This is a genomic window from Devosia chinhatensis (genome assembly GCF_000969445.1).
GTDB lineage: Bacteria > Pseudomonadota > Alphaproteobacteria > Rhizobiales > Devosiaceae > Devosia > Devosia chinhatensis.
This window is the reverse complement of the sequence record NZ_JZEY01000054.1, coordinates 1,679,340-1,692,212: the sequence shown is the minus strand read 5'-3', so window position 1 is coordinate 1,692,212 and position 12,873 is coordinate 1,679,340. Positions and strand designations below refer to the sequence as shown.

Below are 12,873 nucleotides of genomic sequence, written 5' to 3'. Positions count from 1 at the left end.
ACAAGATGGTCGCCCGGGATGCTCGTTTTTTGCGTCATCGTGGAGAAAACGAGGCATCGAGAAGGGGCCCTCGTCAAGGGTGAGAGCAGGAGCGGGTATCGATGGCCGAACTGATTCAGATCACCCGTTCGATTGCCATCGATCCGTCCGAGATCGAAGAGACGTTCGTGCGCGCTTCGGGGCCGGGCGGGCAGAACGTCAACAAGGTGGCCAGCGCCGTTCAACTGCGCTTCGACCTCGTCAACTCACCCAGCCTCTCGGAGCCGGTGAAGCGACGCGTCGCGGCCCTTGCGGGGAGCCGGCTGACCAAGGACGGCGTGGTGGTCATCACCTCCAATTCGCATCGCGACCAGCCGCTGAACCGGGCGGAAGCGCTGGCGCGGCTGGTGGCGCTGATCCGCGAGGGGGCTTACCCGCCCAAGCCGAGAATCGCGACGCGTCCGACGCTGGCCTCCAAGAAGCGGCGGCTCGAGGGCAAGTCCAGGCGCTCGGAAGTCAAGCAGATGCGGGGACGTCCCGGGCAGGACTGACCGCGTCGTGGCAGGAGCGTCGTGTTGACGCGCGCCCGCCCGATGCCGGACGTTTTTTGCTCAATCCTGTACCGGCGGATTTGTTGTCCGTTAACACTTTAAGTGTCTTAATCGACTGCGTGCCGAGAAGAGATCTTGGCCGGAGGACAAAATGAGACAACAGGCCAGTGTCGCCCACCAGAATGGTCTTGCGCTGCCGCGCGGCGTGGTGCTGCTCGGGATGACCGCCTTGTCCTGGATCGGCGTTTTCGCCCTCTGGCACAGCTTTACCAGCATCGCGGCGGCGCTGGGCTTCTAGGCCTAGACAACGCGCATTACCGCTGCGCAGATCTTTGAAATTTTTGCCGAAGCGCGCAAAAGCCAAGCAAAATTGCAGCGACTCCTTTCCGCCCTGCCGCTAATACTGCGCGGCCGGACGCGGAGGCTGTCATGAAGATTGCAATGGTTGGGGCAGGATATGTCGGGCTCGTGACCGGCGTGTGCCTGGCCGATTTCGGTCATGAGGTCATCTGTCTCGACCGCGACGCCGACAAGATCCGCGCGCTTCAGGACGGCATCATCCCGATCTATGAGCCCGGACTGGCCGAGCTGGTGAAAGCCAATACCGAAGCGGGGCGGCTGTCCTTTTCGCACGAGATGAAGGCGGCGATTGGCGCATCGGACGTGGTTTTCGTGGCGGTGGGGACACCCTCGCGGCGCGGCGATGGCCATGCCGACCTCAGCTATGTCTATGCCGCCGCGCGGGAGATAGCGGCCAGCCTCGAGGGCTTTACGCTGGTCGTCACCAAATCGACGGTGCCTGTCGGCACGGGCGACGAGGTGGCGCGCATCATCGCGGCGGAAAACCCCAATGCCGATGTGCTGGTGGTATCCAATCCGGAATTCTTGCGCGAAGGGGCGGCCATCGAGGATTTCAAGCGTCCCGACCGAATCGTGGTGGGCATCGAAGACGAGCGTGCCCGGGCAGTGATGACGGAAGTCTACCGGCCGCTCTACCTCAACCAGGCGCCGCTGCTGTTCACCAGCCGTCGCACGGCCGAGCTGATCAAGTATGCCGCCAATGCGTTCCTGGCCATGAAGGTCACGTTCATCAACGAGATTGCCGACCTTTGCGACCGCACCGGCGCGGATGTGCAGCAGGTGGCGCAGGGCATGGGGCTCGACAAGCGGATCGGGGCGAAATTCCTCCATGCCGGGCCGGGCTATGGCGGATCGTGCTTTCCAAAGGACACGCTGGCGCTGGCCAAGATCGGCCAGGACAATGACGCGCCGATGCGGCTCGTCGAGGCCACCATCGCCGTCAACGAGCAGCGCAAGCGGGCCATGGCGCGCAAGATCGTGGCAGCCTGTGGGGGCGATGTGCGGGGGCGGACCATCGGCATTCTCGGACTCACGTTCAAACCCAATACCGACGACATGCGGGAGGCGCCCTCGATCGACATCATCCGCGGGTTGCAGGACCGGGGGGCCAGGATCGTTGCCTTCGATCCGCAGGGCATGGCGGCGGCGGAAGCCGTTCTGGACGACGTGCGGTTTGCCGACAGCGCCTATGCGGTGGCCGAAGGGGCCGATGCCCTGGTGCTGGTCACCGAATGGAACGCGTTTCGCTCGCTGGACCTGGCGCGGCTCAAGTCGCTGATGGCGGCGCCGGTCTTCGTGGATCTGCGCAATGTCTACCGGGCGCCGGAAATGGTGCGGCACGGCTTCACCTATGCCAGCTTGGGGCGACCCGACGCGGCGATGCCGGCGCTGGCGGGGCAGGGCGAGGCTGCCGGCATCGAGGCCTTGCTGGGCGAGTTGACCGCCGGGACGTAATCGCCTTAATTGGCGCGCCGACCATGCCGGCCCGGAGGCAGAGAAGCGTCATGTCCCCAACCAGCCTGAGCTTTGGAACCAGCGGCCTGCGCGGTCTTGCCCGTGATCTCGAGGGGCAGGCGGCACGTCGCTATACGCGTGCCTTTATCCGGCATCTGCGTGCAGTTGCGCCGTCCATGTCGGGCGCTGTCTATCTTGGTGCGGACTTCCGGCCATCGAGCAAAAGCATTCTGGCCGATTGTGCGCTGGCGATAGCCCAGAGCGGGCTGACGCCGGTGTCTTGCGGGGCTGTGCCGACACCGGCGCTGGCGCTGCATGCGCAGGCGCAGGGCGGCGCGGCGATCATGGTGACGGGCAGCCATATTCCGGCCGACCGGAACGGGCTCAAATTCTATCTGCCCAGCGGCGAAATCAGCAAGGCGGACGAGGCCGGCATCGTGGCCGCGCTGGACGATGCACCGGTCGAGGGACCGGCAGCGGAGGTCGTCGATGAAGGCGCAGAAGCGCTGGGGCGGTATAGCGACCGGTTTGCCGGACTGTTGCCGGCAGGGGCGCTCTCGGGGTTGCGCATCGGCGTCTATCAGCACACGACGGTGGCGCGGGACCTGCTCGGCGACATTATCGGCGGGTTCGGCGCCGAGATCGTGCCGCTCGGCCGGCTTGAGGGCTTCGTGCCGGTGGACACCGAAGCGTTCGCCGATCCGGTCCTTGCGCCGCTGGCAGGCTGGGTGCGCGAGCACGGCCTCGATGCCATCGTTTCGGCCGATGGCGATGGCGACCGGCCGCTGCTGATGGACGGCGAGGGTGATTTCGTGCGTGGCGACGTGCTGGGCCTTCTGGCCGCCCGGCATCTGGGTGCGCGGACCATCGTCACGCCGGTAACGTCCAATTCCGGCATCGAACGGGTCGAGGGCTTCGACAGGGTGATCCGCACGCGGGTCGGGTCGCCCTATGTGATCGAGGCGATGGCGGCGGCCGGATCGGGCGTTGTGGGCTTCGAGGCCAATGGCGGCACCTTCGTGGGACCAGGCGTGACGGCACGGGGTGTCAGCCTGCCGCCCCTGCCGACGCGGGACGCTTTGTTGCCGCTGCTCTGTGCGCTGGCGCAGGCCATGGCCTCGGGCACGACACTGGCGCAGCTGCAGCGCGGGCTGCCGCTGATGCACGCCCTGGCGAACCGGCTGCAAAATGTCCCGCGCGAAAAGAGCCTGGCCTTCCTCGACAGGCTGGGCCAGGTGCCCGGTTTTGCCGAAACGCTGTTCGGCGATCTCGGCGTCAGCCGCAAGGCCGTGATCGACGGGGTGCAGGTGTGGACCGGATCGGGCGACATGGTGCATTTTCGCGCCTCCGGCAATGCGCCAGAACTGCGCTGCTATGTTGAAGCGGCGCAGGAGGGCCAGGCACGCCTTCTGCTCGAATGGGGCCTGCGCAAGGCCGCGGAAGCCGTCGGCACCTGACCTTTTGCGCCATTGGCCGGCATTTGATGCAAGTTTGAGACGAGCTTGAGCCGAATTGCCACGGTCATCTCAACATGCCGGTTGCCTGGCCGGAATAAGACCCCAGGACCAGCCGGAACCGGAATTTCGGCATTTGAATAAAATTGTACCGAATTTGCGAATTCGGCAGCAATTTGTCGCGCGCATCCTGCTGACATCAACTCATCAGGGGATGGCTCAAATGAACACCAAATTCGCAGCAGCGCTGACTGGCCTCACGATGGCGGTCACCTTGTTCTCCACCGGCGGCGCAGCCGCCTATAATGCGGTCGGCAACTTTGCGGCCTTCGAGCGGGTCACGCACACCGCCGCACTGACCCCACTGTCGATGCAGTATTTCTGCGCCAAGCACCGCAATGAATGCGCCGGCGGCGGCAGCAGCAAGGTCACCATGTCATCCAACCTCCTGGCCGTGCTCAAGCAGGTCAATGGCCATGTGAACCGCTCCATCCGTCCGCAGCGCGACAATGTCGATAGCTGGGAGCTCAATCCCACGAGCGGCGACTGCGAGGATTACGTGCTGTCCAAGCGCAGCGCCCTGGTTCGCAACGGCGTCTCGGCCGGTGCCCTGCGGATCGCCTATACCCATACCCGTCGCGGTGAGCCGCATGCCGTGCTGGTGGTCCGCACCAGCGAAGGCGACCTCGTGCTCGACAACCTGACGGACTCGATCAAGACGCTGCGCGCGTCGGGTTATAATATTCGCTCAATGTCTTCGCCCAACCCTTCCCGCTGGACTGCCGGCTGATCACCTCTTTGAAAGCTGAGTTCGCCGCCGGTACCCCAGGGGTGCCGGCGGTAACTATTTTAGCGGGTGAGTACGTGGGTTCGTATGCTTGTAGTTGGTGGCGCGACAAGGCCGTGTTATTGGTTTGTGACCAAATGAGGGCTGAACGCCGTTGCGGTTCGATACAAAGTTGGCGATTTTGCCGCTCTTCCTGATATTGGCGTTGTTGGGAATGTGGGCAGCGGCCCAGGAGGCCGAAGCTTTCCTCGTGTCCGGCACGACACCGGTCGATCGCGTTGCCGCCCTGACGCCCAATCCCACGACGCCCGGCCTGGCCGTCGGCACCCGCGAACTGGCGCTGCGCGACTGCGCGACCGTCGTAAACCGTCTCGGCTCGCTCGAAATGCTCTACCGGCCCGAGGCCGAGCGGCAGGCCATGGCCGAGGCATGCCTTGAAATGGCGTCCTCGATCACCGCCGAAATGCCCAATTATTCGTATGGCTGGTATGTCGGTGCCGCAGCGGCCGCAGCACTCAAGGACTGGACCGAAATGAACGATCGGCTGTGGCGGTCGCAGGTCAGCGGGCCGACGGAGCAGTGGATCGCCATGGAGCGCGTGGCGCTATCGGAGCGATATGTGGACAAGCTCGACGCGCGGGCGCTGGCCGCCGAAGATGCCGACCTGCGCATGATCGTCGTCAGCAGCCGCGGCATTCGCGCCTTGGCGCGCTCCTATGTCAGCCGCCCGCAATTCCGCGAGCGTGTGACGGGGATCGTCGAATCCATGCCCAGTCGCGACCAGCGGCGCTTTCTCTTCGTTCTCAACGAACACCTGGCGGCAACACGATGAGCGGTCTGGATATCACGGCGAGCGAAGGTCATGCCGTGACGCGCAAGGGGCGTCGCTCGCGCCTCAAGAGCGGGCAGTCCCATCTCAACGGCCGCCTGTTCTGGGCTTTGCTGGTCGTCGTGGCGCTGAGCCCGCTGCCATTCGGCAGTGCCCGCCCGTTCCTCAGCGCGGCCTGGGCCGTCTATGTGGGGCTGGCGGGAGCGATCTACCTTCTGGCCATGAGCCGGGCAGGGGAGGCGCTGCGACGCTCCTGGAGCGAGCTGGGACTGCCGGCTTTGCTGTTCATCGTCTTCTGCGGCTTCCTTGTCGTCCAGATCATACCGTTCGGCTGGATTGCCGGGCCGGTTCCGGTGTTCGCGGTGGACGGCTGGACCGCCACGGTGCCGCAGATCAGTATCTCGCCGGGCATGACAATCCTGATGCTGTTGCGGCAGCTGACCTATGGCCTCTTCTTCTTTCTCTGCCTGCAAGTTCTCGCCAATGATGCGCGTCGCTCGCTGATGCTCAAGGTGGTGCTGGGGGTGGTGATCGCCTATGCGCTGCTGGGCATGATCAACCTGCAGGCCGGCGATACGCTGATGGGCTTTCCGAAATGGGCCTATTTCAACGTGGCGACCGGCCCCTTCGTCAATCGCAACAGCTTTGCCACCTTCCTGGCCCTTGGCGCCGTGATGGCGCTGGGACTGGCGGCGAGCCAGCTGGTGCGGCGGGCCGAGCGGCACCGGCACGATGGCGTTCCGCCCAATGTGATGAGCAATTTCTTCCTGTTCATGATCGCCTATGGCGGTTTGCTGGTGGTGATTGTGGCAACGCAGTCGCGCATGGGCCTCGTCGCCTGCCTCGCCGGCTCGGCAGTCGTGGTGATCCTGACCGCCCATGCCCTGCGCAGCCTGGGACCATTGCTCTATGGCCTGCCCGTGGCGCTGCTCGGCTTTATCGGCATTTTCCTGCTCTATGGGCAGGGATTGTTCGAGCGGCTGGAATCGGTGGACGCCGCCCGCGAGGTGCGCGGCGACCTTTATGCGCAGGTGCTGGAGCTCATTGCCATGCGGCCGCTGACCGGCTTCGGTGGCGGCAGCTTTGCGACAGCGTTCCCCCTCGTCCATGCGCCGCCGGTCAACCCGGATTATGTCTGGGAAAAAGCGCACAGCACCTATCTCAGCCTCTGGTCGGAAACCGGGATCGTGTTCGGCAGCCTGCCCATCATCGCCGTGGCTCTGGTGGCCATCCGGCTACTCGCCAACCTGGTGCAGAACAAGGGGTCCTGGTCGGCCCAGGCCATCGCGCTGGGCGCGATCACCGTGGTGGCCGTGCATTCGACGGTGGATTTCAGCCTCGAGATCAGTGCCGTCACCTTCCTCTTCGTCGCCCTTCTGGCAGCGGGCGTAAGTGCCCGCGCCAGCAGCCAGAAGCGATAGAGCCAATGATGTTCGAAGCCCTGCGAAATCTTTTTGGTGGCAAGGGCGAGAGCGCTGCCCCGCAAGCGACAAGACCGCGCCTCAGCGCCGAGGCCTGGCCCGACGCGCTTTATGCCGTTGGGGATATTCACGGCTGCCTCGACCCGTTGCGGGCGCTGGAGGAACAGATTTTCGCCGACGCTGCCGAGCAGGGCGGCGAGGCCTGGATCGTCTATCTCGGCGACTTCGTGGATCGGGGGCCTGAATCAGCGGGCGTGCTCGACCGGCTGACGGCACGGGCGCCGAAAAACGTGCGCCGGATCTGCCTGACGGGCAATCACGAGACCATGATGCTCGACTATCTGGCCAATCCGCGCGCCGATGCGGACTGGCTGCAATTCGGGGGCATGGAAACGCTGTTTTCATACGGTCTTTCACAAGCGGTGATCACCGGGCCGGCAAAAGCCTGCCGGGCCGCCCTGGCCAGCCACATTCCCGATGAACACGTCGCGTTTCTCGAAGGGCTCGCCCTGTCCATGAGCGTGCCGGGCGCGGTGTTCGTGCATGCCGGTTTGCGCTCGGGCGTGCCGCTGGACCAGCAGGTGGAAAAGGACCTCCTCTGGATCCGCACCGAGTTCTTCAACGCCGAACCCGAGCCCGGACGGCTCGTGGTGCATGGGCATACGCCGGGGGAGGCACCCATCGTGGCCCCGGGGCGCATCTGCATCGATACAGGCGTGTTCGCCACCGGGCGTCTCACTGGCGTGAGGCTTTTTCCAGACGGCGAGCCGCGCTTCTTTACCGGTACAAGTGCTGCCAGTAACCAGCAGGGCAGCTTTGCACCTTAATTTCAAGAATCCGGTATCCACTCTTACCAAAAGCAACGTAGATACAGTCTAGATTGCGACTGAGGAACCCGAATGGACGACACCCAGATTAACCTGCGCGCAATATTTGGTCTGCTGCAGCGCCAATTCAGGTTGATCCTGATTGTTCTGATCTCTGCGCTGGCACTGGCGACCATCGCCGCCTTCGCGCTGACGCCGATCTACACATCCTCGGCGTTGATCATGGTGGATCCCAGCGCCAAAAACCTCTTGGAACCGGAGACCGGGATGACGAGCGCCAGCTCGGACAGCGCCCGCATCGATAGCGAAGTGGAGCTCGTACGGTCGGACAATGTCTTGCTCAAGGTGATCCAGGAGCAGAACCTCACCTCGGATTCCGAATTCGGCGTGACGCTGGGCACCACTGCGCGCATCCTGCAATTCCTGCGCCTGCGCGAGCCGCAATTGCCCAGTGGCGAGGCTGCGCTGAACGAGGCGCTCTCCACGCTGCGCAACGCCGTCACCGTGCAGCGCCGGGCGCTGACCTATCTGATATCCGTGCAGGTCCGCTCGGAAAGTCCGCAGAAGGCGGCCGACCTCGCCAATTCGCTGACGCGGGTCTATATCGCCGATCAGCTGGCCTCCAAGGTCAACAGCGCGCTCGCCTCCCGCGATACGCTCCAGGCCCGACTGTCCCAGGCGCGCGAGCTGATCGTGAGCTCGGAGGGCTCGTTCGACAGCTTCATCGCGCAGAATATCGACCGCATCACCCAGGATACCGGCCGCAACGACCTGGCGCAGATGCAGGCGCAGTTGGACCAATTGCTCGCCGCGCGCCAGCAGACGGCTGCCCTGGCCGACAGCGCCCGCGCCTTGCTCGACCAGGGCGATCTTGACGGCATCGTCGCCAGCCTGCAATCCGACGCGTTGCTGGAGCTTGAGCGGCAGCGCGACGAAATGACTGCCAACCTGGCGGCAGCCGAGGCCGGGTCACCCCTGGCGGTCAACCTGCGCCAGGAACTGGCCGCCATCGAGGGACGGTTGCGCAATACGGCGAGCTCGGAAATCAATGCCCTGCGCGACACGGTCCAGGCGGATCAGGCTCAGGAAGACAGCCTGCGGCAGGATTTGCGGTCGCAGGTGCTGACCAGCGAATTGTCCGGCGACGTTCTGGCGCAGCTCTACGAATTGCAGCAGAACGCCCAGATTGCCCGCACGCAGTACCAGACGCTTTTGGCGCGGACGCAGGATCTCGAGGCGCAGGCTACGCTTCAGCTGGCCGATAGCCGCATCGTGTCGCCGGCGCTGGCGCCGCAATCGCCGTCCTTCCCCAACAAGACGCTGATCGTGCTGGTCTCGGGGTTGATCGGCATTGGTCTGGGCATCGCGCTGGCCTTCCTCTATGAAAACCTCATCGGCGGGTTCACCAGCGAAGAGCAGGTCGCCTCGGTGCTGAAGACCCCGGTGGCGGCGACGGTTCCGCGTGAGCGCAGCAAGACGGAGAATGCGAGCCTTGCCAACCTCATGGTCACGGCGCCGCTCTCGATCTATGCGGAATCCGTGCGGCGCGCCCGCGCAGCGGTCGACCATGCCATGCGCAAGCGCGGCGAGACCCCGAGCGAAGCAGCTGCCCAGGGCAAGGTGGTGATGCTGACATCGACCGCCCCCAATGAGGGCAAGACGACCCTGGCGCTGTCGCTGGCGCGCTCCTATGCGCTGTCGGGCCACAGCGTGTTGCTGATCGACTGCGACATGCGCAAGCCCAGTATTCATCGCCATATCGGCGCCGAGCCGTCAAAGGGGCTGCTGCAATTTCTCAGCTCGGACTCGATGACCGATATCAGCGGCATCGTGCAAAAGGATGAATTGACCGATGTGACCATCGTGGTCGGGGCGCGTCGCAGCGATCTGCCCACCGACCAGCTGATTGCGGGCCGGGCCTTTTCCAGCCTTATCCGGTCGGCGCGGCAGAGCTTCGATGTGGTGGTGCTGGACACGCCGCCTATCGGACCAGTGGTCGATGGCCTTTATATCGCCGCCCATGCCGATGCGATCCTGTTCATCACGCGCTGGGCCAGCACGTCCCAGCTCGACGCCCGCAAGTCGGTGGCGGCGCTGGAAAACGCCAAGGGACCGGACTGCCAGATCATTGCAGTGCTCAACGAGCGCGATGCGTCGGCAGCATCCTATCAGCGCAAGTATGGCGGCTATTACTCTTACACGACAGGCTGACGCTCAGCGGGTCGAGGGGTCCTCGAGAAGGAAGGCCTCGACCTGACGCTGCAAGCCCTGCAGCATCTCGATTTGGGCATCCACCGTATCCAGCCGGGCCCGGCCGGCGCTGGCCCGCTGTTCGGCCTGGCTGATCGCGGTCTCGTCGGCAGCGGCGCGATCGGCGAAGTCTCCGGACTCATCCATGATCGCCACTGCCGTGCTGTAATATTCCTCGATGCGGCGCCGCAGGCCATGGCGCTCGCGCTCGGCGTCGGCAATGGCGGTCGATATGGCGGCACTCACCGCCGCAAAGCGTGTCCGGTTGGTTTGCTGGTCGCGATCCGGTGACCGGGTGCGGAAGCTGAGCTTGAGGGCCATTGGCGGGTCCGTTGGTGAGATTGCGCAATTATGGGCGATCCGCGCCATTTCGCAAGGCCGATGAAAAGCAAACTTTGCCAAGACCTTGGCCGATGATGTTCGCCTTATTCTCCCTCTGCCGGCCGACCGGATAATGGGTGTGAGCATAATGGAGACTCACATGCCTGATCGCTTTTCATCTCACAGCAGCGGCCTCGATGCCCCGGCTACCCACGGCTTTGCCATCGTACCGCATGACAGCAACGACCTCGCCGAAGTGACGCGCGCCATTTTCGTATCCGGCGGCGGTAATCTCGTGGTGCAGATGGCCAGTGGCGCGACGCTGAATTTCGGCGGCATCCCCGCCGGCACGCTGCTGCCGATCCGTGCGAACCGGGTGCTTGCCGCCAGCACAGCCAGCGGCCTTGTGGGTCTGGTCTGATGCCGGGATTTTTCAGCATGGGGCTGGGCCTGCGGCCGCGTGTGGGGGTGCAGTGGCTGGAGGAGACGGCAAGCCTGATCGCCCGCATGAGCACGCCGCCCTCGCCGGCGAGGGCAGGGCTCATCAACGACCTGATCGGGGCGCTCAAACAAGCCGGCATCTGGCCGCGGCTGGACGCTTTCTACATGCTGGCTGCACACGACGCGCAGGCGGCGCGGTGCAATTGGGTGGCCGATACCTACAACCTGGTCGTCACTGGTGCTCCGGTCTTCGAGGCCAATCGCGGCTATACGGGGGGACCCGGAGGTCATTATCTCGATACCGGATTTAACCCCGCGACGATGGGTCTCTTTTCTCTTTCCGATGCCCATATCGGGGTCTATTGCCGTACCAATGTCGCCGAGGACGTAGGCGATTGCGGCAATCTCAACTCCCGCATCTTCACACGAACCCTGGGTGGCCGGATTTCGGGCCGCATGAACGACAATGCAGCACCTTCGGTGCTGCCGACGACGAACACATCGGTCGGCCATACGCTTTTTTCGCGCCACTCCACCGATGGCTACCGCATCGATCGAAACGGCGAGGTGCTGGCCACGACCAGCAATGCAGCAAGCGGGCTGACCTCTGCCAATTTCGTGCTTCTAGGTGCCGGGCCGAGCGTAAGCACAAAGCAGGTGGCGGCAGGGCATTTCGGCTTAAGCCTTACAGTCGCCCAGAGTTCAGCGGCAAGTAGTGCAATTCAGGCCTACTTTAACGCTATTGGGGCCTGAAGCAGAGGACTGGCTTGCCCGCAGGCTTGGGGCCGCTGTAAGTTCATTTCATATGCCGGCCATTCGCCCAGATTTGGCTGTGTCTGAATGAAAGCCAATGAATTGCTTCGCGTCTCATTCTGGAAAATTCTCTGCGCCGCTGTGTTCTTCATTTCGATGATCACGGCGGTGCCTGAGCTCATAGCGGTTTCGCGGGGGCAGTTCGGTGCGGATGAGTTCGGTCCGGGTCGCATAATTCGAGAAGTATTGTTCCTTGCGATGTTCGGGTTCACGGTCCTGAACCTCAATCGACTGCCAGCATCATATGCGCAGTTTTTTGTGATCGCCCTACTGGCGTTGGTTTCCTATCTGGTGCTGCTTGGCCTGCTGCGACAAGACAGTCTCATCGCCATCGTGGTGGTGCTGCGGTACCTGCTTATCCTGACCATCATCTATTTTTTCCTGGCGGCATATTTCAAAGATGTGGATCAAACCGACAAATACGTCGCGAGCCTGATCCGTGTCTTCGTTATCATCTGTGTTCCGATCGCCATCTGGCAGGTGCTCTACCTGCCACCTGTGAAAGGAGCGACTTTTCTTGGGTCTCGTGCGTTCGGTCTGTCCCCGAACCCAATCCTGTTCTCCCAAATTCTGGCAGCCTTCGGTCTCTTCTTCTTCGTCGTAAAACCACCCAGAACGTTTGCGTGGCTGGTTGTGCTGTTCAGCTTGTCGCTGACCACGGGTGGACGCTCAGGCGTGCTGGCGCTGGCCGGCCTCTTGGCACTGCATTTGATCCGCCAGTCACGGCTCGACCCGGTGGTCACGCGCCTTGCCTACCTCCTAGCGCTGTTGGGGGCATTTCTCGGCTATGGTCTGCTCAGTTCCGAGGCGGTCTCCGGGCGCGTGATCAACAGTGCCAGCATTGGATCGGAGGCGCGTCTCGATAATTGGGGCACGCTGATCAGCTATTATATCCACTCCGGCTGGCAATGGCTCTTCGGGGTGAATTTCGGGCTGGGCATGAATGCCTATACTGGTCTCACCGGTCGCCCACTGATCGATGGCTATCTCTACATTCCAGCAGATAACATGTTTCTTTCACTACTCCTCAATTTCGGCCTGGTGGGCCTTATCCCAGTTGTGTTGGCGCTGCTCGCCATCGGAAACATGGCCAAGGGGATCAACGGCTTGGCTATCCTGTTCACAATCGCACTTCTCGGGCTTACTCAAAACATCGTCGAAATTCACGTCGTCAACCTCATCATCCTCGCTGTATTGGCGCGTACACTCGTGCTTTCGACGAAACCGGCCCCGGCCGCCGGAACGGGGCGGCAGGCGCGACTGGCGCAAGCCTAGCGATTTACCAAGCATCGAGTGGGTGCTTCTTTTTTCTTTGGCTATGAAATAGAAACGACCTGTGATGCAGTCCTCGTCCCGTAGCCGAGGACTTCGCGTCGAAGAGGCGG

At 63.2% G+C, this 12,873-nt stretch carries 13 protein-coding genes; 12 read left to right on the top strand and 1 reads right to left on the bottom strand.

Going from position 1 to position 12,873, the window contains the following annotated elements; all coding sequences use genetic code 11:
- Positions 1-101 precede the first annotated feature (101 nt).
- The 9 genes from arfB to VE26_RS17100 all read left to right on the top strand — a co-directional run bounded on the left by arfB (position 102) and on the right by VE26_RS17100 (position 9,874).
- On the top strand, positions 102-530 hold the full coding sequence (gene arfB, locus VE26_RS08160) for an alternative ribosome rescue aminoacyl-tRNA hydrolase ArfB (RefSeq protein WP_046104502.1): 429 nt from the start codon (positions 102-104) through the stop codon (positions 528-530).
- Between the two features lie 151 nt (positions 531-681).
- A complete protein-coding gene (locus VE26_RS18060; RefSeq protein ID WP_160297821.1) occupies positions 682-828 on the top strand; it encodes a hypothetical protein in 147 nt (48 codons plus the stop codon).
- A gap of 131 nt (positions 829-959) precedes the next feature.
- On the top strand, positions 960-2,345 hold the full coding sequence (locus VE26_RS08155; protein WP_046104501.1) for a UDP-glucose dehydrogenase family protein: 1,386 nt from the start codon (positions 960-962) through the stop codon (positions 2,343-2,345).
- A gap of 50 nt (positions 2,346-2,395) precedes the next feature.
- Positions 2,396-3,802, top strand: a complete 1,407-nt coding sequence (locus tag VE26_RS08150) for a phosphohexomutase domain-containing protein (RefSeq protein WP_046104500.1) — start codon at positions 2,396-2,398, stop codon at positions 3,800-3,802.
- A 220-nt stretch (positions 3,803-4,022) separates the two neighbouring features.
- Positions 4,023-4,589: a transglutaminase-like cysteine peptidase gene (locus VE26_RS08145; protein ID WP_052715756.1), complete on the top strand. Its 567-nt coding sequence runs from the start codon at positions 4,023-4,025 to the stop codon at positions 4,587-4,589.
- 211 nt (positions 4,590-4,800) lie between these two features.
- Positions 4,801-5,418, top strand: a complete 618-nt coding sequence (locus tag VE26_RS08140; RefSeq protein WP_046104499.1) for a hypothetical protein — start codon at positions 4,801-4,803, stop codon at positions 5,416-5,418.
- Complete coding sequence (locus tag VE26_RS08135; protein ID WP_046104498.1) at positions 5,415-6,836, top strand: O-antigen ligase family protein; 1,422 nt, start codon at positions 5,415-5,417, stop codon at positions 6,834-6,836. Before VE26_RS08140 ends, VE26_RS08135 begins: the two co-directional genes overlap by 4 nt.
- 5 nt (positions 6,837-6,841) lie before the next feature.
- Positions 6,842-7,663, top strand: a complete 822-nt coding sequence (locus VE26_RS08130) for a metallophosphoesterase family protein (protein WP_084620117.1) — start codon at positions 6,842-6,844, stop codon at positions 7,661-7,663.
- 72 nt (positions 7,664-7,735) lie between these two features.
- Positions 7,736-9,874 carry a GumC family protein gene (locus VE26_RS17100; protein ID WP_052715755.1) on the top strand — a complete coding sequence of 713 codons (2,139 nt, stop codon included), beginning with the start codon at positions 7,736-7,738 and terminating at the stop codon, positions 9,872-9,874.
- A 3-nt stretch (positions 9,875-9,877) separates the two neighbouring features.
- On the opposite strand, the gene VE26_RS17095 is transcribed toward VE26_RS17100, so the two are convergent.
- The gene (locus VE26_RS17095) at positions 9,878-10,234 is read right to left on the bottom strand and encodes a hypothetical protein (RefSeq protein WP_052715754.1); all 357 of its coding nucleotides are present in this window, start codon (positions 10,232-10,234) and stop codon (positions 9,878-9,880) included.
- 160 nt (positions 10,235-10,394) lie between these two features.
- On the opposite strand from VE26_RS17095, the gene VE26_RS08110 reads away from it, so the two are divergent.
- From VE26_RS08110 to VE26_RS08100, 3 genes are all read left to right on the top strand, one after another.
- Positions 10,395-10,655, top strand: coding sequence for a spike base protein, RCAP_Rcc01079 family (locus VE26_RS08110; protein ID WP_046104496.1), 261 nt, complete (start codon positions 10,395-10,397; stop codon positions 10,653-10,655).
- On the top strand, positions 10,655-11,428 hold the full coding sequence (locus tag VE26_RS08105) for a hypothetical protein (protein WP_046104495.1): 774 nt from the start codon (positions 10,655-10,657) through the stop codon (positions 11,426-11,428). Before VE26_RS08110 ends, VE26_RS08105 begins: the two co-directional genes overlap by 1 nt.
- Before the next feature lie 87 nt (positions 11,429-11,515).
- Positions 11,516-12,763 (top strand): hypothetical protein, encoded by a 1,248-nt coding sequence (locus VE26_RS08100; protein WP_046104494.1) that lies wholly within the window; start codon positions 11,516-11,518, stop codon positions 12,761-12,763.
- Positions 12,764-12,873: the final 110 nt, after the last annotated feature.

Coding starts and splice junctions, on each gene's coding strand:
- arfB (WP_046104502.1), top strand. CDS start 102: ATGGCCGAACTGATTCAGATCACCCGTTCGATTGCCATCGATCCGTCC.
- VE26_RS18060 (WP_160297821.1), top strand. CDS start 682: ATGAGACAACAGGCCAGTGTCGCCCACCAGAATGGTCTTGCGCTGCCG.
- VE26_RS08155 (WP_046104501.1), top strand. CDS start 960: ATGAAGATTGCAATGGTTGGGGCAGGATATGTCGGGCTCGTGACCGGC.
- VE26_RS08150 (WP_046104500.1), top strand. CDS start 2,396: ATGTCCCCAACCAGCCTGAGCTTTGGAACCAGCGGCCTGCGCGGTCTT.
- VE26_RS08145 (WP_052715756.1), top strand. CDS start 4,023: ATGAACACCAAATTCGCAGCAGCGCTGACTGGCCTCACGATGGCGGTC.
- VE26_RS08140 (WP_046104499.1), top strand. CDS start 4,801: ATGTGGGCAGCGGCCCAGGAGGCCGAAGCTTTCCTCGTGTCCGGCACG.
- VE26_RS08135 (WP_046104498.1), top strand. CDS start 5,415: ATGAGCGGTCTGGATATCACGGCGAGCGAAGGTCATGCCGTGACGCGC.
- VE26_RS08130 (WP_084620117.1), top strand. CDS start 6,842: ATGATGTTCGAAGCCCTGCGAAATCTTTTTGGTGGCAAGGGCGAGAGC.
- VE26_RS17100 (WP_052715755.1), top strand. CDS start 7,736: ATGGACGACACCCAGATTAACCTGCGCGCAATATTTGGTCTGCTGCAG.
- VE26_RS17095 (WP_052715754.1), bottom strand. CDS start 10,234: ATGGCCCTCAAGCTCAGCTTCCGCACCCGGTCACCGGATCGCGACCAG.
- VE26_RS08110 (WP_046104496.1), top strand. CDS start 10,395: ATGCCTGATCGCTTTTCATCTCACAGCAGCGGCCTCGATGCCCCGGCT.
- VE26_RS08105 (WP_046104495.1), top strand. CDS start 10,655: ATGCCGGGATTTTTCAGCATGGGGCTGGGCCTGCGGCCGCGTGTGGGG.
- VE26_RS08100 (WP_046104494.1), top strand. CDS start 11,516: ATGAAAGCCAATGAATTGCTTCGCGTCTCATTCTGGAAAATTCTCTGC.